At 70.4% G+C, this 20,942-nt stretch carries 20 protein-coding genes; 12 read left to right on the forward strand and 8 right to left on the reverse strand.

The window, feature by feature from the left end; all coding sequences use genetic code 11:
• Positions 1–62 precede the first annotated feature (62 nt).
• Positions 63–1,889 carry a DNA helicase RecQ gene (recQ, locus tag HII36_RS42140; RefSeq protein WP_173528954.1) on the reverse strand — a complete coding sequence of 609 codons (1,827 nt, stop codon included), beginning with the start codon at positions 1,887–1,889 and terminating at the stop codon, positions 63–65.
• Positions 1,890–1,893: 4 nt separating this feature from the next.
• Positions 1,894–3,111 (reverse strand): MFS transporter, encoded by a 1,218-nt coding sequence (locus HII36_RS42145; protein WP_328808138.1) that lies wholly within the window; start codon positions 3,109–3,111, stop codon positions 1,894–1,896.
• Positions 3,112–3,174: 63 nt separating this feature from the next.
• Between HII36_RS42145 and HII36_RS42150 the strand changes: the two genes are divergently transcribed.
• The 4 genes from HII36_RS42150 to HII36_RS42165 all read left to right on the forward strand — a co-directional run bounded on the left by HII36_RS42150 (position 3,175) and on the right by HII36_RS42165 (position 5,533).
• Entirely contained in the window at positions 3,175–3,942 is a 768-nt protein-coding gene (locus tag HII36_RS42150; RefSeq protein ID WP_173528955.1) for an SDR family NAD(P)-dependent oxidoreductase, read from the forward strand.
• A gap of 28 nt (positions 3,943–3,970) precedes the next feature.
• Complete coding sequence (locus HII36_RS42155) at positions 3,971–4,216, forward strand: type B 50S ribosomal protein L31 (protein ID WP_173528956.1); 246 nt, start codon at positions 3,971–3,973, stop codon at positions 4,214–4,216.
• Positions 4,217–4,329: 113 nt separating this feature from the next.
• Positions 4,330–5,166 (forward strand): DUF1152 domain-containing protein, encoded by an 837-nt coding sequence (locus tag HII36_RS42160; RefSeq protein ID WP_217370640.1) that lies wholly within the window; start codon positions 4,330–4,332, stop codon positions 5,164–5,166.
• Between the two features lie 94 nt (positions 5,167–5,260).
• Positions 5,261–5,533: a DUF3040 domain-containing protein gene (locus tag HII36_RS42165; RefSeq protein WP_173528957.1), complete on the forward strand. Its 273-nt coding sequence runs from the start codon at positions 5,261–5,263 to the stop codon at positions 5,531–5,533.
• A 10-nt stretch (positions 5,534–5,543) separates the two neighbouring features.
• Here the strand turns inward: HII36_RS42165 and HII36_RS42170 are convergent, their stop codons facing one another.
• The 4 genes from HII36_RS42170 to HII36_RS42185 form a co-directional block, all read right to left on the reverse strand.
• The gene (locus HII36_RS42170) at positions 5,544–5,798 is read right to left on the reverse strand and encodes a DUF6343 family protein (RefSeq protein ID WP_173528958.1); all 255 of its coding nucleotides are present in this window, start codon (positions 5,796–5,798) and stop codon (positions 5,544–5,546) included.
• Positions 5,799–5,899: 101 nt separating this feature from the next.
• Positions 5,900–6,604, reverse strand: a complete 705-nt coding sequence (locus HII36_RS42175) for a maleylpyruvate isomerase family mycothiol-dependent enzyme (protein WP_173528959.1) — start codon at positions 6,602–6,604, stop codon at positions 5,900–5,902.
• Positions 6,605–6,620: 16 nt separating this feature from the next.
• Positions 6,621–7,427 carry a DUF4344 domain-containing metallopeptidase gene (locus tag HII36_RS42180; protein WP_173528960.1) on the reverse strand — a complete coding sequence of 269 codons (807 nt, stop codon included), beginning with the start codon at positions 7,425–7,427 and terminating at the stop codon, positions 6,621–6,623.
• 100 nt (positions 7,428–7,527) lie between these two features.
• Entirely contained in the window at positions 7,528–8,223 is a 696-nt protein-coding gene (locus tag HII36_RS42185) for a hypothetical protein (protein WP_173528961.1), read from the reverse strand.
• Positions 8,224–8,445: 222 nt separating this feature from the next.
• On the opposite strand from HII36_RS42185, the gene HII36_RS42190 reads away from it, so the two are divergent.
• From HII36_RS42190 to HII36_RS42200, 3 genes are read left to right on the forward strand one after another with little or no spacing between them, the layout of a single operon-like run.
• Positions 8,446–9,318 carry a sugar kinase gene (locus HII36_RS42190; protein ID WP_173528962.1) on the forward strand — a complete coding sequence of 291 codons (873 nt, stop codon included), beginning with the start codon at positions 8,446–8,448 and terminating at the stop codon, positions 9,316–9,318.
• Positions 9,285–9,614, forward strand: coding sequence for a type II toxin-antitoxin system RelE/ParE family toxin (locus HII36_RS42195; RefSeq protein WP_173528963.1), 330 nt, complete (start codon positions 9,285–9,287; stop codon positions 9,612–9,614). The genes HII36_RS42190 and HII36_RS42195 overlap by 34 nt, the downstream gene beginning before the upstream one ends.
• Positions 9,607–9,909 carry a helix-turn-helix domain-containing protein gene (locus HII36_RS42200; protein ID WP_173528964.1) on the forward strand — a complete coding sequence of 101 codons (303 nt, stop codon included), beginning with the start codon at positions 9,607–9,609 and terminating at the stop codon, positions 9,907–9,909. The genes HII36_RS42195 and HII36_RS42200 overlap by 8 nt, the downstream gene beginning before the upstream one ends.
• 110 nt (positions 9,910–10,019) lie before the next feature.
• On the opposite strand, the gene HII36_RS42210 is transcribed toward HII36_RS42200, so the two are convergent.
• A complete protein-coding gene (locus HII36_RS42210; protein WP_173528965.1) occupies positions 10,020–13,286 on the reverse strand; it encodes a CARDB domain-containing protein in 3,267 nt (1,088 codons plus the stop codon).
• 238 nt (positions 13,287–13,524) lie between these two features.
• On the opposite strand from HII36_RS42210, the gene HII36_RS42215 reads away from it, so the two are divergent.
• The 5 genes from HII36_RS42215 to HII36_RS42235 all read left to right on the forward strand — a co-directional run bounded on the left by HII36_RS42215 (position 13,525) and on the right by HII36_RS42235 (position 19,288).
• A complete protein-coding gene (locus HII36_RS42215) occupies positions 13,525–14,517 on the forward strand; it encodes a LacI family DNA-binding transcriptional regulator (RefSeq protein ID WP_173528966.1) in 993 nt (330 codons plus the stop codon).
• 109 nt (positions 14,518–14,626) lie between these two features.
• Positions 14,627–15,961, forward strand: a complete 1,335-nt coding sequence (locus tag HII36_RS42220; protein ID WP_236004462.1) for an ABC transporter substrate-binding protein — start codon at positions 14,627–14,629, stop codon at positions 15,959–15,961.
• A 4-nt stretch (positions 15,962–15,965) separates the two neighbouring features.
• Entirely contained in the window at positions 15,966–16,832 is an 867-nt protein-coding gene (locus HII36_RS42225; RefSeq protein WP_173528968.1) for a carbohydrate ABC transporter permease, read from the forward strand.
• A complete protein-coding gene (locus HII36_RS42230) occupies positions 16,829–17,764 on the forward strand; it encodes a carbohydrate ABC transporter permease (RefSeq protein ID WP_173528969.1) in 936 nt (311 codons plus the stop codon). The genes HII36_RS42225 and HII36_RS42230 overlap by 4 nt, the downstream gene beginning before the upstream one ends.
• A gap of 3 nt (positions 17,765–17,767) precedes the next feature.
• Complete coding sequence (locus HII36_RS42235; protein WP_173528970.1) at positions 17,768–19,288, forward strand: glycoside hydrolase family 13 protein; 1,521 nt, start codon at positions 17,768–17,770, stop codon at positions 19,286–19,288.
• Positions 19,289–19,387: 99 nt separating this feature from the next.
• On the opposite strand, the gene HII36_RS42240 is transcribed toward HII36_RS42235, so the two are convergent.
• Positions 19,388–20,942 (reverse strand): hypothetical protein (locus HII36_RS42240; protein ID WP_217370642.1); only part of this gene is annotated, 1,555 nt, incomplete at its 5' end.

Genomic DNA, 20,942 nt, shown 5'->3' on the forward strand with positions numbered 1-20,942 from the left:
ACCCAACCCAGCCCACTCACCCAACCCCGCCATCGCGCCCCTCAAGCGCCGATCGGGTCGGGCTAAGACGCGGAGGTCTCGGCGGCCAGAGTTTCCAGGACGCCCGGGCCGTACTTGGCCAGTTTGTTCTCGCCCACCCCGTTCACCCGAGCCAGCTCCCCCAGCGAAGCAGGCCCCAGCGTGGCGATCTCCCGCAACGTGGCGTCGTGGAAGATGACGTACGCGGGCACCCCCTGCTCCTTGGCCACCCCCGCCCGCCACGCGCGCAGCCGCTCGAAGACCGGCGCAGCCGCGGCGGGCAGTTCCACCGCGGTCTTGCCCTTGGACGCGCCCGAGCCGGACCCCGACCGGGAACGGGCCGGGGCGAGGTCGCGGCGCAGCAGCACCTCGCGCTGCCCGCGCAGCACCGCCGCGCTGTCGTCGGTGAGCACCAGCGCCCCGTAGTCGGACTCCACCGCCAGCAGCCCCTGCGAGAGCAGTTGCCGCACCACCCCGTGCCACTCCGCGTTGCCCAGCTCGGCGCCCACCCCGAACACGGTCAGCGTCTCGTGCCCGTGTTGCAGCACCTTGGCCGTCGTCTTGCCGAGCAGGATGTCGACCACCTGACCGACGCCGAACTTCTGCCGCCGCTCCCTGGCCAGCCGCAACACCGTGGACAGCACCTTCTGCGCCGGGACGGTGCCGTCCCAGGAGGCGGGCGGGGTCTGGCAGGTGTCGCAGTTGCCGCAGGGCTCGGCGTCCTTCTGGCCGAAGTAGTCGAGCAGCATCACCCGGCGGCAGCCCACCGTCTCGCACAGCGCGAGCATGGCGTCGAGGTGGTGCGCCTGGCGGCGGCGGTGCGCCTCGTCGCCCTCCAGGCTGAGCCTGCGGTGCTGCACCACGTCCTGCAGGCCGTAGGCCATCCACGCGGTGGCGGGCAGGCCGTCGCGCCCGGCGCGGCCGGTCTCCTGGTAGTAGCCCTCCAGCGACTTGGGCAGGTCGAGGTGGGCGACGAAACGGACGTCGGGCTTGTCGATGCCCATGCCGAAGGCGATCGTGGCCACCACGATCAGCCCGTCCTCGCGCAGGAAGCGCGCCTGGTGCGCGGCGCGCGTGGCCGCGTCGAGCCCCGCGTGGTACGGCACCGCCGCGATCCCGTGTTCCACCAGGAACTCCGCGATCTTCTCCACCGAGGCCCGCGACAGGCAGTAGACGATGCCCGCGTCGCCGTCGTGCTCGGTGCGCAGGAAGTCGAGCAGTTGCCGCTTGGGCTCGCTCTTGGCGGTGATGCGGTAGTGGATGTTGGGCCGGTCGAAGCCGGCCACGAAGTGGCGGGCCTGGTCGAGCCCCAGCCTGGTGGAGATCTCCGCGTGCGTGGCGGGCGTGGCCGTAGCGGTCAGCGCGATGCGCGGGATCTGCGGGAACCGCTCGTGCAGCTGCGAGAGGGCCAGATAGTCCGGACGGAAGTCGTGCCCCCACTGCGCCACGCAGTGTGCCTCGTCGATCGCGAACACCGAGATCTTGGCCTTCTCCAGCAGCCGCATCGTGGACTCCACGCGCAGCCGCTCGGGCGCCAGGTAGAGCAGGTCGAGCTCGCCGGCCAGCAGGGTGGCGGCCACGGTCTGCTGCTCGTCGAGCCCCTGCGTCGAGTTGAGGAACCCCGCGCGGACGCCGAGCGCGCGCAATGCGTCGACCTGGTCCTGCATGAGCGCGATCAGCGGCGAGACGACCACCCCGACGCCGGGACGCACCAGCGCCGGGATCTGATAGCACAACGATTTCCCGCCGCCCGTGGGCATGAGCACGAGCGCGTCGCCGCCGGCCACGACGTGTTCGATGATCTCCTGCTGACCCGCACGGAACGAGTCGTAGCCGAACACGCGGTGCAGAACCTCGGTGGGGGTATCCATACGGCTACCTTACGTGTCGAGGCGGAGCCGTTCCGTCAGTTCGCCCACGGCGATCGTAGGCCAGCAGCGACAGTGCCCCGACCAGGCAGCAGCCGGCCACCGCGGACATGACGGCCGGGTACCCGGCCGCCTGGGCGAGCGCGGCGGCCAGCAGCGGGGCCAGCGCGTGCCCCACCTTGATCGGCAGCGTCATCGCGCCGGTCAGCGTGGCGAAGGCGGCGGTGCCGTACCGGTCGGCGACCAGGGCGGGACGCGCGATCGTGGACACCCCGAACCCCAGGCCGAACAGCACGACGGCGGCGATCGCGCCCGCCGCGTCCCGTCCGATGAGCGGCAGCAGCAACGCCGCGGTCCCCTGCAGGACGAACACCGTCGCGGTGATCAACGAGATGCGCATACGCGCCTGCAGCCCGGTGGTCACCAGCCTGCCGGTCACCGACAACACGCCGAGCAGCCCGGCCGCCGTCGCGGCGAAGACGGGGGAGTGGCCGAGCGTGATCAGGTACGTGACCAGCAGCACCCCCATGACCGCCACCGCCGCGGTCTGGGCCAGGAACGCCGTGGTCAGCAGCCAGAACGGCCACGCGCGCAACGCGTCGCCGACGATCCGCCGCCGCCCGCCCGCCGGGGGCGCGGGCACCGGCCGGTCGCGTACGGTCAGCGCGTGCAGCGGCACGGTGACCAGCGCGTATGCGCAGGCCAGGACGACCAGCGCGGTACGCCAGCCGTACCTGTCCACCAGGAACCCGGTCAGCGGCAGGAAGATGCTGGAGGCGAACCCGGCCACCACGGTCACCGCGAGCAGCGCCCTGGCCCGGCGCATCGACTCGAACCAGGCCACGATCACCGCGAACGCGGCCTCGTACAGGACCATCGCCGAGCCTACGCCGAGCAGCGCGCACACCGCGTACAACTGCAGGACGTCGGTCACCTGTGACCACGCGAGCACGGCGGCGGCGCCGAGCACCGAGCCCGCGGTCATCAGCCGGCGCCCGCCGTGCCGGTCGAGCCAGTGCCCGACGAGCGGCGCCACGGACGCGGCGACGAGCAGGCTCAGCGTGATCGCGCCGGTGATCTGCGCGACCCCGGCGTGCAGGTCGCGGGACATCGGCGTGATGAATACTGAAAATGCGTAGTAAAGAACGCCGTACCCGATCGTCTGCGTGATCGCCAGCGCGCCGACCATCCGAACCGGGGATTTCAGCGCAGACGTGGAGACCACAGGATGATTCTCTCCGGTCATCCGCCGGAAATGCCGTGACAATGGTCACTTAGCCTCGGAAGCATGAGCCTTTCCTATGTGATCACCGGCGGCGGACGCGGCATCGGCAGGGCGATCGTGGAGCGGCTGGCCGGCGAGAAGGCCGCCGTGGTGGCCGTCGAACGCGATCCCGGCGCCCTGGACTGGGCCGCGGACGCGGGCGGCGTCCCGGTCATCCCGGTCATCGGCGACGCGGCCGACGAGGAGGTCGCGGCCTGGGCGGCCGACCTGGCCCAGGAGTACGGGACGCTGGCCGGCTGGGTCAACAACGCGGCCGTCTTCCGCGACGCCTCCGTGCACGACTCGCCGATCTCCGAGGTCAGAGCGCTGATCGCGGCCAACCTGGACCTGGCCGTGGTGGGCTGCGCGACCGCCGTACGGGCCTTCCTGGCGGCCGGCACGCCCGGCGCGATCGTCAACCTGACCTCGCACCAGGCCGCCAGGGCCGTGCCAGGCAGCCTGCCGTACGCCACCGCCAAGGCCGCCGTCGAGGGCCTGACCAGGGCCTTGGCCGTCGAGTACGGCAGGCACGGCATCAGGGTCAACGCGGTCGCGCCCGGCTCGGTCATCACGGAGCGTTATGAGAAACTACGCACCGCGCGCCCCGGCCTGGACGCCGAGATGGCCGCCCTCCACCCGCTGGGCCGGGCCGCCACCGCCGCCGAGGTGGCCGCCGCCGTCGCCTACCTGCTGTCCGAGGAATCGAGCTTCATCTCCGGCGCGACCGTCCCGGTGGACGGCGGCCGGGCCGCGCTCGGCTGGGATCCTGAGGCCAGAACGGCCAGGGAATGAAAACCGTTGTCGGTTGGTTGCAGGGGCCATGAAGAAGAACCTGCACCCCGCCTACCGTCCCGTCGTCTTCCGCGACCCGAGCGCGGGCTTCGCGTTCCTCACCCGCTCGACGCGCACGAGCGGCGCGACCGTCGAGTGGACGGACGGCAGGACCTACCCCGTCATCGACGTCGACGTCTCCTCGGCCAGCCACCCCTTCTACACCGGTCGCGGCCGCATCATCGACAGCGCCGGTCGCGTCGAGCGTTTCAAGCAGCGCTACGGCAAGATGTGAGGCATGATCTCGTCGCCCCTGTCCGCCCGGTTAGAGGGCTCCGCCAGGATCCTGGTGGCCGGCGCGGGCGCAGGCTTCGACGTCTACGCCGGCTTACCCCTGGCCCTGGCGCTGTGGCAGGCCGGCAACAGGTGCACCTGGCGAACCTGTCGTTCAGCCACCTCGACGGCCTGGGCCTCGACGTCTGGCTGGCCGAGAACGTCGCCGAGATCGGCCCTGACACGCCGGCGCGCGACTGGTACTTCCCCGAGCGCACGCTGGCCCGCTGGCTGGCGCTGCAGCGCCTGCCCTCGACCGTCCACGCGTTCCCGAAGGTCGGCGTCGAACCGCTGACCGCCGCCTACCGCCTGCTCGCCGAACGGCTCGACCTCGACACGATCCTCCTCGTGGACGGCGGCACCGACATCCTGCTGCGCGGCGACGAATCCGGCCTGGGCACCCCGGCCGAGGACATGGCGAGCCTGGCCGCCGCGCACGCGCTCGACGTACCGAACAAGATCGTGGCCTCGCTGGGCTTCGGCGTCGACTCCTACCACGGCGTCAACCACGCCCAGGTGCTGGAGAACCTGGCCGCGCTGGAACGCGAGGGCGCGTACCTGGGCGCGTTCTCGGTGTCCAGGCTGAGCCGGGAAGGCGCGCTCTACCTCGACGCCGTCGCGCACGCCCACGCCGAGACCCCCGACCACCCGAGCATCGTGAACGGCTCGATCGCGGCCGCGGTGCGCGGCGAGTTCGGGGACGTGCGCTTCACCGACCGCACCCGCGGCAGCGAGCTGTTCGTCAACCCGCTGATGGCCGTCTGCTTCGCGGTGGACCTCGACGCCCTGGCCAAGCGCTCGCTCTACCTGCACCGGCTGGCCGGCACGGTCCTGATGCGGCAGATCCACTCCGTCATCGAGGACTTCCGCGACGAGATCACCCCGCGCCCGCCCCGGACGTTCCCGCACTGAGACGGCGAGCGCACGAGATCGCCTAAGAGACGGGCATGCGTGGGCTACCGATGGGTAAAAGGCTTTCACCGGCGTGGGAGCAATGGTGATCTAGATGAGTCTCTCCGGGAGGGAACGCCGCATCCTCGCTGCAATCGAGCGGGCCCTCGAACTCGAGGACCCCGAACTGGCCAGGCGCGTCGCGGCGATCAACAGGATCGAGGCCGGAGGGGAGTCGTCCCCCCGGCCGTTCGACGAGCGTGCGGACGTCCATCCGCAGCCGGCCGGTGAGCGAATACGCTGGTGGATCTCCGATCATCGCTGGACCGTCGTCGCCGGGGTGGTGCTGGCGATCGTCCTGCTGGTGCTGGCGGTGCTCACCGCCTGAGCCACCGTACTCAGCGGCGGCGGTGCTGGGCGGCCGTGCGGCGGTGCCTGAGCACGAGCAGGTTGAGCGCGGCGATGATCGCCACGAGCGCGGCGATGGCCGCCTCCCAGCGCCAGACCTCCTCGCCGGTGTTCATCGCCTGGACCAGGCAGAAGACCGCGGCGATCACGGCGATCACCAGCGCGATCAAGGAGATGATCCGCCGGGTGCCCAGCGGGCTGCGCGCGGTCACCGGTTCCGTGCCCTCGCGGTTGCGTAGCCACATGATCGTTCGGTCTCCTTCCGGCGCGGCGTCGATCGCGCGCGCCTCAGGCCAGGCGCGTCAAACTCCTGCGTCTCAGGCCAGGCATCTCAGGCCGGGCATCCTCAGGCCAGGCATCTCAGCGCTGAGGCGATGCGCGGGTCGAGCCCGTGGTCGTCCGGCAGCCGTCCGACCGTGGCCTCGACGAAGTCCGGGTACGACAGCGTCGCGCTGGCGCCGTCGAGCGCCACCCAGACGTCGTCGCCGGTCTGCTCCACCTGCGCCTTGGTCTCCTGCTCGGCCAGGACGAACCGCCCGACGCCGACCCGCCACAACACCCGGTCGTCGCCCTCGGCCACCGACACCGGCGCGCCGACGTCGTCGGCGTGCGTGGCGTACTCGGAGTCGTAATGGAAGGTCTGGTCGCCCACCGGATAGGGGCCGGCCATCGTCTCCAGCATGGCGTCGCGGCCGAGTTCGCGCATGCGGCGCCTGGTCTCGCCGTTCTTGGTGCGCCACTCCTCCAGGACGTCCGCGACGGGCTGGCGGCGCCGCTGACGCACGCACCACTCGTTGAACTCGTTGAATCCGGTCACGCCCTCGGCGGCGAGCCGGTCGAGCAGTTCGTGCACCGTGCCGTCGAGGCAGGCGTGGTTGTAAAGCTCCTCGCCGGCCAGGTGGCCGAGCACGTCGCGGACCGACCAGCCCTCGCACCGGCTGGGCCGCTGCCACCCGGCCTCGTCGAGACCCGTGAAGAAGCGGTCCAGCCTGGCCGCCTCGGTGTCGAAGATGTCGAACGGGTCGAAGCCCCTGAGCAGGTCGTCTGCCATACCGGGACGCTACCCCCTACGCGGCGACTTTCACGGTCATGGCGCCAAGTGCGGCCTTGGCCCGCTGATACTCGGCCGGGCAGGACGGCGCGCGTTCCCTGGGCACGAAGCCGCCCTGGGCGATTCTGGCGTGCTTTACCGGGTCGGACCCGTACAGCAGGCAGGCGAACAGGGCCGACTCGGCGGGCCCGGCCAGATGCCCGCGTGGCTTGCCGTGGGGCCGCCGGACGCCGGGATGCTGCTGGGCGAGCAGGTGGCGGGCCTCGACGGCGGGCAGCACGTGCTGCGGCGCGGCGGCGGCGAGCGTCAGCGCGGCGAACCGGTCCGCCAGGTCCTCGCCGCCGGTCAGCCGGTTCGTGTCGGCCAGCGCGTGCCCGAGCTGGTGATGGAAGATCACGGCCAGCGCGCCGTCGACCCGGGCGGACGCGGTGCGCGCGTCGGCCTCCTCGGTCTCGGAGATCCCGATCAGGTCGCGGCGTACGCGGTCGACCAGTGAGTAGCAGATCGTGACGCGGCGCTCGGCGGGGTTCCAGGACGCCTTCGGCTCGGCGCAGTCTCTGGCGACCACCTCGACCGGCGGCGCGGTGGTGACGCCCAGGACGCCGCTGCGCTCGAGCAGCCGCCGCGCCCGCTCGCTCGCGGCCGAGCCGGGCTCACGGTACCTGACGACCGGCTCGGCGGGGGCCGCCTGGGCCAGGGCTGCCTGGACCGGGGCCGCTTGGACCGGAGCCGCTTGGACCGGAGCCGCCTGGGCCGGGGCCGCCTGGACCGGGGGCGTCAGCGCGGGCAGGCTCAGGGCGAGGGCGATCAGGGGGTAAGGCATGGGACTGTCCCTGCGGCGATCGAGTGATCGATAAACCCGGGAAAAGGTAAAGCCCGGCCTCGGATGAGGCCGGGCTCTACCGGTGCTTCACCTGCGGTGATTACCGGTGGTGCCAGGAACGGTAGACGCGGACGTAGTCGCGGTGGCTCTCGGCGCCACTGAGCTCGTCGTTACCCTCGTAGACGGCCTTGAACGTGCCGCTCTTCCAGGCGCGCGTCTTGGCGTAGAACTTGCCGCCCCAACGCGTCTTGCCGGAGGCGACCCACTTCCAGCCGCTGGAGCCGTTGGCGCGGTAGTAGACGTTCACCTTCTCGCCGCGGACGCCCTCCCAGCCCTCGTCGTCGACGAGCAGCCGGCCGGAGAAGTAGATCGACTTGCCCTTGCGGACCTTGGAGGGACCGGCGTCGAAGCGCGAGATGCGCGTCTCGGCCTTGCCCTTCACGACCTCGACGGCGAAGAACGCCTCGTCGCGCTTGAGCTCCTTGTTGTCCTTGCCGTACGCGACGGCGGTGGCCTTCCACCTGCCGACGTAGTCGTTCTCGTTGAAGTCGACCGAGAAGCGCCATCCGCGCAGGTGGTCGACGTCCTTGCTCTCGGCGGCCTTGAAGGTCTGGACGTCCGGCTGGACGCTGAGCACGACCTTCTCCACGTCGGAACTGGCGCCGACGTCGAAGTAGGCGGTCTCCTCGCCGTCCTTCACCACGACGGGATTCGGCGCGATGCTCCGGATCTTGACCTCGGTGTCGAGCTTGGTCGCCGAAGCGGCGCCGCCGGACACCAGCATTGCTCCGCCCACGAGGGCGGAAAGGATACCTACAGCGATCTTCTTCATGAGGGTGCTGATTCCTCTCCCCGTATCGCTTCGGGAGCCGGCCGGGATGCCAACCCCCGTACTACTTTGAGGCATGAAATCGGGAAAAGGTTGGCTATATTTCTAGAAAATATTTGATCACGGTGCTTACCAGGGGAGATGTCAGAAAATCAGTCATGGGGCACACCAGCAACTACAGTCACGCATATGACCGACGTCTATACGCTGGGTGAAGCTCTGGGCGTGGTGTCCAGCGGCCGCGTCCGGCACGAGAGCGAGGCCAGGCTCGACGTCTGCGGGCCGGAGTTCACGCTGGCCGTCGCCCTGGCCAGGCTCGGGCACCAGTGTGCCTACCTGGGCAAGGTGGGCGGCGACGAACTGGGCGCGCGCGTACTGTCCGTGCTGCGCGGCGAGGGCGTGGACGTTTCGGACGTCCGCGTGACCGACGGCGCCAGAACGGGCCTGCTGCTGCGCGAGAGCCGCGTCGGCCGCGACCCCAGGACCACCCACTACCGCGCCGGATCTGCCGGATCGCAACTCTCGCCGGGCAACGTGCCCATCGACAGGATCGCCGCCGCCAAGACCCTGCACATCACCGGCCGCACCGCCGCGCTCGGCCGCGACCCGCTCGACGCCGTGCGCGCCGCCGTCAGCGCCGCCAGGTCCGCCGACGTGGTGATCTCCTTCTCCGTCGAGTACGTCCCCGAGCTGTGGCCCTCGGTACGCGCCGCCGAAGAGGTGCTCGGCGAACTGGCCGCCGCCTCGCACCTGCTCTTCCTCGCCCAGGACGAACTGGACCTGGTCAAGCCCGCGCTCAGCCCGGAACGCGAGGTCGTCGTCCTGCGCGGCATGAAGGGCGCCAGCGTGCGCGCCGACCGGATGCGCTACGACATCCAGATCCCGCAGGTGCCCGTCGTGGACACGGCAGGGGCGAACGAGGCGTTCGTAGCCGGATACCTCAGCGCCGCCCTCGACGGCCTGACCCCCCAGGAACGCCTGCACCGCGGCGCGCTGTTGAGCGCGGCCGCGGTGACCAGCGTGAGCGAGTGGCAGGGCCTGCCGACCCGCGCCGAGCTCTAGAGACAGCGTCGCCTGCCGCCGCCAGACTCGAACTGCTGCGCGACGGACCTGGTCGGCACCCGCGCGAGCTCGTGGCGACGTTGAACGGTGAGGCCGCCAGAAGCATCAGCTTGCTGGAGTTGCGCACGCACGGCACCATTCGCATCGCCTTCGTCTATCACGCGGGTACGGTCGTGGTGCTGCTCGCTCGCGGTGACAAGCGGGGCGTCAACAGCGGCAAGTTCTATGACGCACTGATCGACGAGGCGCTACGGCAGTACGAGCTGTGGCGGAACCTGGAGAATGGCCATGAGTGAGCGCAACGACCTGAGCGAGATCTTCGATGCTCCCGGAGAGATGGAGGCCATCCACGCCGAGGCGGCACTGCTGCGCGCGGGGCTGCGGCTGGGAGAGATCCGCAAGCGGCTCGGGCTGACGCAGCGGGAGATCGCCGAGCGCATGGGTGTGACTCAGGCTCGTGTCTCCGCCATCGAGACGGCCATGGTGACGGACCTGAAGGTGGACACACTTCGCGGCTATGCCAAGGCATTGGACGAGCACGCGACGGTCACCCTGACCGTCTTCGGGGAAAGCGTAAACCTGGTCGCCTAGCCTGTGCGTGGCGCCAGACCGATGGAACGCCTGCACCGCGGCGCGCTGCTGAGCGCGGCCGCGGTGACCAGCGTGAGCGAGTGGCAGGGCCTGCCGACCCGCGCCGAGCTCTAGGGGTTGACGGTGATGGTGAAGGTCGAGGTCGTGTTCTTGATGTTCTGAGCGTTGTCGCTGAAGCGCAGGTTGTTGAACGTCGCCGCGCCGACGGCCGGGCCCTGGCCGGGTTCGGGCAGTTCGTTGGCCCAGATGCCGAAGCCGGACTTGGCGTCGTACTCGTCGCCGCTCTTACGCGCGCCGCTGATCGAGACGTCGGTGAAGACCGTGTCCTTGACGGTGTTCTCCGGCTGGCCGCCGGTGTACTTCGTTTGGAACATGATCCCGTGGTAGGTCGGGTCGACGATGTCCAGGTTGCTGACGCGGATGCCCTGGAACGGCTTGGAGGCGGAGAACAGCCACATCGCCGGGAACGTCTGCTGGCCCCAGAAGTGGCCGCCGGCCCTGACCAGCGAGATGTTGTCGAAGGTGGTGGGCGGGCTGGCGCCGAAGCCGTGCATCGGGATCCCGAAGTCCAGCGAGCTGATCGTCACGCCCGAGTAGACCAGCGTGTCGGCCACGTAGATGTTCCTGAACGTGTTGTCGTAGCCGCCGTAGACGGCCACGCCGGCCGCCCGCCAGGTGAGCAGCGAGGTCAGGTTCTCGAAGACGTTGCCGTGCTGCTGGCCGGAGTTGATGTCGGTGGCGGAGAACAGGGCGAAGCTGTCGTCGCCGGTGGAGCGGGTCTCGACGTTGGTGACGTGGTTGCCGGTGCTGCCGTTGGTCAGGTTCAGTCCGTCGGCGAACACGTTGCGGATGCGCGAGTTCTTGAGCGTCAAGTTGTCCACGTTGGAACCCCAGAACAGGCAGATCTGGTGTTCGGCCCAGAGGTTGTCCAGGACCATGTCCGTCACGTTCGTGAAGTCGAACACCTTGCCCGGGCCGTCGATGCGCGAGGTGTAGTTGCCGAAGTAGGCGAAGTTCGCGAACGTCGAGCCGTTGGCGGTCGCGTCGGCGCGGAAGCCGACGTCGGTGTTCTCCTGCCCGGCGGGGGAGTGGAACCTGGTGTACCAGGGGCCGGCCCCGACGATCTTGACCGCCTTGCCGTACACCTGGAACTTGCCGCCGGTCCGGTAGTCCCCGGCGGGCAGGTAGACGCCGGTCAGGTTGGCGTCCATGCGGGCCTTGTCGAGCGCGTTCTGCACGTCCTGGTGGGTGAATCCGGCCGGTACGGCGTACTTCGCCGGGTCGGGGTTGGGAATCGGCGAGACCTGCTCGAAGTCGACGAAGTCGATCGTGTACGTGGAGGTGTTGGCCGCGTCCTTCTGCAGCCTGATCTTGTGCCCGGCCGGGACCGTGGTGCCCAGCATCAGGTTCGCCTCGTCGTAGATGTGCCGGGGCGCGCCGGATCCCGGCGAGTTGTTCGGGCTCGCCTCGTTGCCGTAGAGCCAGGCGTAGCGCGAGGTCAGGTTCACGGCCTTGAGGAAGACGCCGTCGACGTAGACGTTCAGCGTGGAGTCGATCCCGCCGCCGCCCGGGGCGTCGGGCATGGAGAAGCGGGTGACCAGCGTGTTCGTACTGGCTCTGGTGGTGAACTCGACGTACGAGCCGGTCGCGCCCAGCGTCACGGCGCGGCGTCCGGACGCCTCGCCGGCCAGGTCGCCGACCTTCCTGTTCGGCCCCATGCGGGTGGCGCCGCCGCCGATCGCGGCGTCCTCGGCCTCGTAGGTGTCGTACGGCAGGTTCGCGCCCCGGCCCACGAACAGCGGCAGGCTGCTGGTGTTGTTGGCCCGCTTCACCGGCAGTTCGGCGGTGTCGGCGGCGAGGACGGTCTTGACGGTGAACCTGCCGTTGGCGGCCGTCCAGACGCCCAGGTTCACCGGGGCGGTGGTGGCCCCGGCGGCGATCGCGCCGCTCACCGAGCCGGTCAGCGTCTTGACGACCGTGCCCGATTCGTCGGCGACGGTCAGCGTGATGCCGTGGGCGGTGGCCGAGGACGCGATCGTGCCCTGGTTCTTGATCGCGACCGTGAACGTCACCGGGTTGCCCGCAGCCGGGTTGCCCGGCGTCCAGGCGACCGGGGCGGCGACCAGGTCGGCCGTGTCGACCGGCCGGACGGTCAGCGTGCCCGTGGTGGTGTTGTTCGCCTCGTTCTGCTCGGTGACCTCGTTCTCCTCGTCCACCTTGGCGGTGAGCCGGTGGGTGCCCGCCTCCTGCGGGCCGGCGTCCGCCGACACGGTGGCGGACGCGCCCGCGGCGAGCGCGCCGACGGCCGCCGTGCCGACCTTCGTGTCACCCCGGTAGAAGGTCACCGAGGTCGCGGACGACGCCGCGGTGCCGGTGTTCTTCACCGTGGCCGACAGCGTGACCGCGTCGGTCTCGACCGGGGACGCGGGCGCGGAGGTCAGGCCGCCGACCGTGAGGTCCGGGTTGGCCGCGGGCTCGCCGAAGACCTGGAACTCGGCGATCTGTCCGCCGGGCGCGCCGGTGTTGCCGGTGATCCTGAGCTGGACGTCGGCGGCGGTGGCGGTGACCGGGATCGTCACGCTGTTGCCGGTGGCCGGGTCGAAGGTGTATCCGGCCGGCGCGACGAGGGTGGTGTAGGCGGTGGCGTTCTGGGCGCGGCCGAGTACCTGGATGGTCTGGGTGCGGCGGGCCCAGACGGGGTCGGGGTTGAGCTTGAGCGTGATGGCCGTCAGGTCGGCGTTCGCGCCGAGGCCGACGGTGAGGGTGTTGGGGTAGGCGGCGCCTTCCCAGTAGGTGCGCACGTCGTCGTCGTTGGCGTGGGCGGCCACGTAGGTGTGGGTGTGGGAGGAGGCGGTCAGCTGCTTGCCGAGCGCGAGGTTGGCGCCGGTGGGCGGGTCGGTGCCGCCGGCTTCGCCCCAGACCTCCAGTTCGGACAGCTGTCCGGCGGGCCAGCCGGTGTTGGCGCTGACCAGCACGCGGACGTAGCGGGCGGTGGTGGCGGGCAGGGTGAGGGTGACGGCGGGGTCGAAGGTGTGGGCGGACGGGCCGAGGACGGTGGTGAGCGCGCCGGGGTCGGCGCCGGCCTGGACGGTCAGCGTCTGGCTGCGCGTGGGCCAGCCGGCGGGCAGCTTGAGCACGAGCCTGCTGAGCTCGGCGGCCGTGCCGAGGTCGACCTGGATCCACTGGGGCAGGGCGTGGTTGGCCGATTCCCAGTAGGTGGCCTGGTCGCCGTCGGTGACGTTGGCCGGGCGGTAGACGTCGGTGTGGCTCGCGGCGGTGGCGGGCTTGCCGGCCGCGAGGTTGGTCTCGGCCGCGGCCCACGCGGGTGCGGCGAGTAATCCGAGTACGAGGGCGAGGGCGGCTAACAGAGCTCTCATGGGGGATGGCCCTTCGGGGAAGACGTTGGCCGAACCATAAGATGTCCAGCAGATGGCCGCAATATTTCGATGAGATTGCGCAAACAATCGACTGACCGATGATGGCAAGAGTCCGCCCGCATGCCTGGTCAACGCGGTGAAAGCGGCAGGATGTCCGCGGGATGGCCGTGCAACGCCCGACGTTCGATCCACGTAAGCGGTTGCAAGCATTTGCGCTGCTCGTCGTATAGTTTGCGGCATGACACGACGACTTGCGCAGGTGGCCAAGAAGGTCGGGGTGAGCGAGGCGACCGTGAGCCGGGTGCTCAACGGCAAGCCGGGCGTCTCCGACGCGACCCGGGAGGCGGTGCTGACCGCGCTCGACGTCCTCGGCTACGAACGCCCGACCCAGCTCAGGGGCGACCGCGCCCGGCTGGTCGGCCTGGTGCTGCCCGAGCTGCAGAACCCGATCTTCCCGGCGTTCGCCGAGGTGGTCGGCGGTGCGCTGGCCCAGCAGGGGTTCACCTCCGTGCTGTGCACCAGGACGGTCGGCGGCGTCTCCGAGGCCGACTACGTGGACCTGCTGCTGCAACAGCAGGTCAGCGGGGTGGTCTTCGCCGGCGGGCTGTACGCGCAGGCCGACGCCGCGCACTCCCACTACGAGCTGCTGCACGAGCGCAAACTGCCCACGGTGCTGGTGAACGCGGCCGTCGAGCAGCTGGACTTCCCCCAGGTGTCCTGCGACGACGTGGTGGCGGCCGAGATGGCGGTGGCCCATCTGCGCGCGCTCGGCCACGAGCGGATCGGCATGGTGCTCGGCCCGAAGGACCACATGCCCTCGCGCCGCAAGCTGGAGACGTTCCAGGCGCAGGGCGGCGATCCGGCGCTGGTCGAGCACACCATGTTCTCGCTCGAAGGCGGGCACGCCGCCGCCGCCAGGCTGGTCAAGCAGGGGGTGACCGGGGTGATCTGCGCCAGCGACCTGCTCGCGCTCGGCGCGATCAGGGCCGCGCGGCGGGCCGGTATGTCCGTGCCGGCCGACATCTCGGTCATCGGCTTCGACGACTCCGCGCTGATGAACTGCACCGAGCCGCCCCTGACGACGGTGCGTCAGCCCATCGACGCGATGGGCCGGGCCGCGGTCGACCTGCTGGTGGCGCAGATCGACAAGGCGGTCGTCCCGGCCGATGAGCTGCTGTTCGAGCCCGAGCTGGTGGTCCGCGCCTCCACGGCCAGGGCTCGCGTAACATAGTCGTTATCTTGCAATCGTCCGTCGAAATATTGCGGAGATTCGTTGGCGATCCTATGGTGTGGGCACCTCGCATCAGAAGGGTCAGACCATGCAGAGATCCACAGGACTCTTGCTCGTAGCAGCGCTCGGCCTGTCCGCGACGGCCGCGTGCGGTTCCGCAGAGCCTGCCCAGCCGACGGCGGCCGGCGGCGCCAAGGCCGTGACCATCACGGTGGCCTGCCAGCCGGCCAAGTCCGCCCCCAAGGAGCGGCAGGCCTGGGACGACGACGTCGCCGCCTTCATGAAGGCGCACCCCGGCGTGACGGTCAAGAGCACGGACCAGCAGCCGTGCTTCGACCCCAAGACGTTCGGGCCCAAGCTGGCCGGCGGCCAGATGGAGACGGCGTTCGTGGTGCCCGTCACCAACTACAACGACGTCATCGGCAAGGGCCAGGCGCTCGACATCACCCCGTACACCGGCGAGATCAAGAACTGGGGTGACCTGCGCGCCGACCACAAGGCGCTGGTCACCAAGGACGGCAAGGTCTACGGCGTGCCGAACGTGCACTACAGCGTCGGCCTGGTCTACAACCGCGCCCTGTTCACCAAGGCCGGGCTCGACCCGAACACCCCGCCCACCACCTGGGCCGAGGTCCGCGAGGCGGCCAAGAAGATCGCCGGGCTCGGCCCCGGCCACGTCGGCTACGGCGAATACTCCGGCGGCAACACCGGCGGCTGGCACTTCACCCAGTCCATCTACGGCCGCGGCGGCACCATCCTCAGCGAGGACGGCACCAAGGCCGCGTTCAACTCGCCCGAGGGCAAGGCCGTGCTGCAGAACCTGCACGACATGCGCTGGGTCGACAACAGCATGGGCAGCAAGCTGCTGGTCGGCTGGGAATCGCTGATGGTCGCGATGGGCAGCGGCAAGGTCGGCATGATGCTCGGCGCGCCCGACGTGGTCACCGACGTGGTGAACAAGTTCAAGGGCAACGTCGACGACTACGGCATCACCGGCTTCCCCGAGGCCAAGGCGTCGCTGAGCGGCGGCGAATCCTTCATGATCAACCCCAAGGCCACCCCCGAGGAGGCCAAGGCGGCGCTGCAGTGGATCGACTTCCGCTTCAACACCGTCGACGCCGGCCGCTTCAACTTCGCCCGCGGCAAGTCGCTCGGCAACCCGGTCGGCGTGCCCGACAACGCGGTCTTCGGCGACTCGGCCACCGGCAAGGCGCTCGACGCCTCGCGCAAGACCAACGCCTCGCTGCCGGTCGCGAACTACGAGACCTACGTCCAGGCCGCGGCCACCGTCCCGCCGAAGGCCGAGCCGCTGCACGCGCAGGAGCTGTACGCCATCCTCGACGTGGCCATGTCCGGCGTGCTGAGCCGCGAGGACGCGAGCATCGACCAGCTGCTCGCCGACGCCGAGACCAAGGCCAACTCGATGCTGGCGGCCAAGGGCTGACCTGATGCAAATCCTGAGGCGCAACCTGACGGCCTACGGGTTTCTCTGCGCGGCGCTGCTCTGCTTCACGGTGTTCGCCTGGTATCCCATGGTCAGGGAGTTCATCCTGAGCTTCCAGAAGACCGACCTGGTCAGCGAGCCGACCTTCGTGGGCCTGGACAACTTCAAGACCGCGATCCAGGACCCGGCCTTCGGCGAGGCCTGGCTGAACACCGTGGAGTTCACGCTCCTCGCGCTGCTGTGCGGCTATGCCGTGCCGTTCGTCGTCGCGCTCGTGCTCAACGAGCTGCGCCACGCCCGGGCCTACCTGCGGTTCGTGGTGTACCTGCCGGTCATGCTCCCGCCGATCGTCGCGGTGCTGCTGTTCAGGTGGTTCTACGATCCCGGGCCCGGGCTGTTCAACCAGCTGCTCGACGTGTTCGGCCTGCCGCCGCTGGCCTGGATCGACAGCTCGTCGACCGCGCTGATCTCCCTGGTCATCGTCTCGACCTGGATGAACATGGGCAGCGCGACCCTGATCTACCTGGCCGCGCTGCAGAACATCCCGCCCGAGCTGTACGAGGCCGCCGAGCTCGACGGGGCCGGCGTCTTCAAGCGGATCAGGCACGTCACGATCCCGCAGACCAGGCTCATCCTGCTGCTCATGCTGATGCTGCAGGTGGTGGCCACCATGCAGGTGTTCATCGAGGTGTACCAGCTCACCGGCGGCGGCCCGGAGAACGCCACGGTCACGGTCGCGTACCTGATGTTCCAGCACGCGTTCACGTTCCAGGACTACGGCTCGGCGGGCGCGCTCGGCATGATGCTCATGATCGTGCTGCTCGTCTTCGCCGCCTTCCAGCTCAGGCTCACCAGGGAGGACAAGGCATGATCTCCGTCGGAGCCAGGGCCGGCGAGGCCCGGGGCAGGCGGGGCAGGAAGCGGCCGCCCAAGCCCATCGAGGTGCAGTTCCGCACGATCATCTCCCCGCACCAGCTCAACAGCACCTGGGGACGGCGCATCTACTGGCTGGTCCTGGTCGGCGTCATCGTGCTGTTCACGCTGGCCTTCGTCTTCCCGCTGTACTGGATGGTCACCGGCGCCATGAAGACGCCGGACGAACTCGCGCAGATGCCGCCGACGCTGTTCCCCGCCGACCCGACGTTCGAGGCGTTCTTCGAGGCGTGGGACCTGTTCGACATCGGCACCCTGCTCGGCAACACCGTCTACTACTCGCTGGGCGGCTGGATCATCTGCATGGCCGTGGACGTCTCGGCGGCGTACGCGCTGTCGAAGCTGCGGCCCATGTTCGGCAACGTCATCCTCGGCATGATGCTGGCCACCCTGATGATCCCGGCGATGGTCGTGCTGATCCCGCTGTACGTCACGGTGGTCGACCTCGGCCTGCTGAACAGCCCGTGGGCGCTGTGGCTGCCCGCGGCGGCCAACGGGTTCAACATCTTCCTGCTCAAGCGCTTCTTCGACTCGATCCCGCGCGAGCTGATCGAGGCCGCGCAGATCGACGGCGCGGGCCCGGTCAAGATCCTCTGGTCGGTGGTGCTGCCGATCTCCCGGCCCATCCTCGGCGTGGTCTCCATCTTCACGATCGTCACCTCGTTCAAGGACTTCGTCTGGCCGCTGCTGGTCATGACGGACTCCGACAAGATGACGATCAGCGTGGGCCTGTCGCAGACCGCGGGAGCGGTGACCCAGAACCAGGTCATGGGCGGCCTGCTGATCTCCAGCATCCCCATGGTCATTGTCTTCTTCATCTTTCAACGGCACATCATGGCGGGTCTCACCGCCGGAAGCATTAAGGGATAGCGCATGTCGCAAACGTGGTGGCGGGGGGCCGCGATCTACCAGGTCTACCTGCGTAGCTTCGCCGACGGCAACGGCGACGGAGTGGGTGATCTGGCCGGTCTGCGCTCTCGCCTGCCGTACCTGAAGGACCTGGGCGTCGACGCGATCTGGCTCAACCCGTGGTATCCGTCCCCGATGGCGGACGGCGGCTACGACGTGGCCGACTACCGGGACATCGAGCCCGTCTTCGGCACCCTGGCCGAGGCCGAGAAGTTCATCGCCGAGGCCCACGAGCTGGACATCAAGGTCATCATCGACGTGGTGCCGAACCACAGCTCCACCGAGAGCGAATGGTTCAAGCAGGCCCTGGCCGGCGACCCGGCGGCCAGGGAACGCTTCTGGTTCCGCGACGAGCCGAACGACTGGCAGTCGATCTTCGGCGGCTCCGCCTGGACCCAGGTCGCCGACGGCCAGTGGTACCTGCACCTGTTCGCCCCCGAGCAGCCCGACTTCAACTGGGAGAACCCCGAGGTCCACCAGGAGTTCGAGGACGTGCTGCGCTTCTGGTTCGACCGGGGCGTCGACGGCGTGCGCATCGACTCGGCCGCGCTGCTGTTCAAGTCGGACACCGGCTTCGAGGACCTGGACGAGGTCCACGACGTCTACCGCCGCTGGCGCGAGGTGAGCGACGAGTACGACGAGCGCATCCTGATCGGCGAGGTCTGGCTGCCCGACCAGGAGCGATTCGCCCGCTACCTGCGTCCGGACGAGCTGCACACGGCGTTCAACTTCGACTTCCTGGCCTGCCCCTGGGACCCGGCCGAGCTGCGCCGCGTCATCGACCTGACGCTGACCACGCACACCCCCGTCGGCGCACCGCCCACGTGGGTCCTGTCCAACCACGACGTCACCCGTCCCGTCACCAGGTACGGCCGCGCCGACACGTCCTTCGCCCACGGCGGACGGCTGCACGGCAGCCCGTCCGACCCCGAGCTCGGCTACCGCAGGTCCAGGGCGGCGGCGCTGCTCGCGATGGCGCTGCCCGGCTCGGTGTACGTCTACCAGGGCGAGGAACTGGGCCTGCCCGAGGTCGAGGACCTGCCCGACGACCTGCGCCAGGACCCCATGTACGCCCGCTCGGGCGGCACCAACCCCGGCAGGGACGGCTGCCGCATCCCGCTGCCGTGGTCGGGGGAGGAACCGCCGTTCGGGTTCGGCGGCGACGACCCGTGGCTGCCGCAGCCGGAGAGCTGGCGCAAGCTCACCGCCGAGGCCCAGCGCACGGACCTCGACTCCATGCTCAACCTCTACCGCACCGGCCTCGGCCTGCGCCGGGACCTGCTCGGCGACGGCACGCTGACCTGGCTGGAGCTGGGGCCCGAGGTGGTCGCCTTCACGCGGGACTCCGGGCTGGTGTGCGTCGCCAACCTGAGCACCCGGGCCGTCCCGCTGCCCGCCGGGACGGTGGCCCTGAGCAGCGGCCCGCTGGACGACGGCCTCCTGCCGCCGGACACCACGGCCTGGCTCACCCCGCCCACCCGCTGACCCGCGCCGGGCCTCTCTCACGGGGGAGAGGCCCGGCCGGCCCTACCCCGACACGTGCGGTTCCTGGGCTGTCAGTTGGGGTGCGCGGTTCCTGGGGTGTCAGTGGTCGCCGGGGTGCGTGGCGCCCAGCGCGGCCAGTTCGGCGACGGCCTCGTCGCGCCGCGCCGGCAGCAGCCACAACGTGCAGGCACGCTCGAACCTGGCCCCGATCCGCTCCCAGCCCGCCACCGAAGCCTCCAGCGCGGCCGCGTCGCCGGTCAACCGGCCCGCCGCCCTGGCCAGGCAGGCCGCCGCCCAGTCGTTCTCCCGCCCGGCGGGCTCGGCCGCCGTCAGCAGCCCGGCCGCGTCGGGCAGCCCCGCCACGACCGCCAGCTCGGCGCAGGCTGCGGTGGCGTACCTGTCGAAGAAGCCCGGCCTGAACCCCGCCGCCGCCTGCTCGCACAGCTCGGCCGCCGTCTCGAAACGGCCCGCGTGGACGGCGAGCCGCGCGTCCACGAACACGCCGAGCGGGCGGTGTTGCGGCGAGCCCACCAGGTCACCCACCGCCGCCGCCCGCGCCCGCCAGGACGCGAACCGCTCCGCATTACCACGCAGCCCGTGGACCAGCGCGACCGCGCACAGGGCCGCGGTCATCCAGCGGCCGGGCGGCCGGTCCATCCTGGCCTGGCTCTCCCACATCTCCTCGGCGTGGCGTACGGCGGCGTCGAAGTCGCCGGTCAGCGCCAGCGGCGGGATGAGCTTGCTCCTGGCCAGCGCCGGATGGTTGCCGGTGAAGTCGTCGCGGGTGGCCCGCCAGGCCAGCGCCAGCGCCTCGGGCAGGTCGCCGACGGCGATCGCGTAGGCGGCGGCGGTGTGCAGCGAGTCGACGATCTCGATGCCCGCGCGCGGGTCGTCGTGATCCATGACGGGCAGCAGGTCGAGACGCTCCCAGGACAGGCGGTAGGCCGTGCGCGGGTCGCCGGCGCGGGCGGCGGCGGAGAGCACGCAGTCGAGCGCGCCGCCGATCAGCACCGGGTCGCCGGTGCGGCGGGCGGCCGCGAGCGCGGCCTGCGCGAGTGCCGGATCGGACGTCGCCGCCTCCCCCGCCAGCCACGCCTCGGCCGCCGCCACATGCGCCGCCACTACCAGCCCCCCAGCCTGCGCGAACACGTCCGTGCCGGGCTCGTGCGGTCCGGGTTCGTGCGGTCCGGGTTCGTGCGGACGGGAGGGACCCGCGGAGAGCCCGGCGGTGGTGGCGGCCTCTTCCGCGAGGGCGCGCAGGGTCTCGGGTGGCGGGACGGACTCGAAGCCGAAGCCCGCGTGCCTGCGCGCGACCACGACCGCGCGGGCCAGCGCGATCGCCCGCACCTCGCGGTCGCCCGCCGCCTCGGCCCGGTCCGCCGCGGCCAGCTGCAGCTCGTACGCCTGCCCGGATCCGGCGATGGCCAGCGCGCAGTCGGCCGCGTGCCGCAGGTCGGCGGCCGCCGCACCAGGGGTGGGAGCCAGCCGGGCGGCCTCACGGTAGTGGGTCAGCGCCTCGTTGACGAACCTGCGCGCGTACGTGAGCGCCGCCAGCGACCGCGCCAGCCGATGCGCCGCCACCCCGGACAGGCCACCACCGCTCCCAGGGACGTTTTGCGGGAGGGGCTGGAGGTGGTGGTGGGCGGTGGTGAGG

Source organism: Nonomuraea antri (genome assembly GCF_013283785.1).
Classification (GTDB): Bacteria; Actinomycetota; Actinomycetes; order Streptosporangiales; family Streptosporangiaceae; genus Nonomuraea; species Nonomuraea antri.

Coding starts and splice junctions, on each gene's coding strand:
- recQ (WP_173528954.1), bottom strand. CDS start 1,889: ATGGATACCCCCACCGAGGTTCTGCACCGCGTGTTCGGCTACGACTCG.
- HII36_RS42150 (WP_173528955.1), top strand. CDS start 3,175: ATGAGCCTTTCCTATGTGATCACCGGCGGCGGACGCGGCATCGGCAGG.
- HII36_RS42155 (WP_173528956.1), top strand. CDS start 3,971: ATGAAGAAGAACCTGCACCCCGCCTACCGTCCCGTCGTCTTCCGCGAC.
- HII36_RS42165 (WP_173528957.1), top strand. CDS start 5,261: ATGAGTCTCTCCGGGAGGGAACGCCGCATCCTCGCTGCAATCGAGCGG.
- HII36_RS42170 (WP_173528958.1), bottom strand. CDS start 5,798: ATGTGGCTACGCAACCGCGAGGGCACGGAACCGGTGACCGCGCGCAGC.
- HII36_RS42175 (WP_173528959.1), bottom strand. CDS start 6,604: ATGGCAGACGACCTGCTCAGGGGCTTCGACCCGTTCGACATCTTCGAC.
- HII36_RS42180 (WP_173528960.1), bottom strand. CDS start 7,427: ATGCCTTACCCCCTGATCGCCCTCGCCCTGAGCCTGCCCGCGCTGACG.
- HII36_RS42190 (WP_173528962.1), top strand. CDS start 8,446: ATGACCGACGTCTATACGCTGGGTGAAGCTCTGGGCGTGGTGTCCAGC.
- HII36_RS42200 (WP_173528964.1), top strand. CDS start 9,607: ATGAGTGAGCGCAACGACCTGAGCGAGATCTTCGATGCTCCCGGAGAG.
- HII36_RS42210 (WP_173528965.1), bottom strand. CDS start 13,286: ATGAGAGCTCTGTTAGCCGCCCTCGCCCTCGTACTCGGATTACTCGCC.
- HII36_RS42215 (WP_173528966.1), top strand. CDS start 13,525: ATGACACGACGACTTGCGCAGGTGGCCAAGAAGGTCGGGGTGAGCGAG.
- HII36_RS42225 (WP_173528968.1), top strand. CDS start 15,966: ATGCAAATCCTGAGGCGCAACCTGACGGCCTACGGGTTTCTCTGCGCG.
- HII36_RS42230 (WP_173528969.1), top strand. CDS start 16,829: ATGATCTCCGTCGGAGCCAGGGCCGGCGAGGCCCGGGGCAGGCGGGGC.
- HII36_RS42235 (WP_173528970.1), top strand. CDS start 17,768: ATGTCGCAAACGTGGTGGCGGGGGGCCGCGATCTACCAGGTCTACCTG.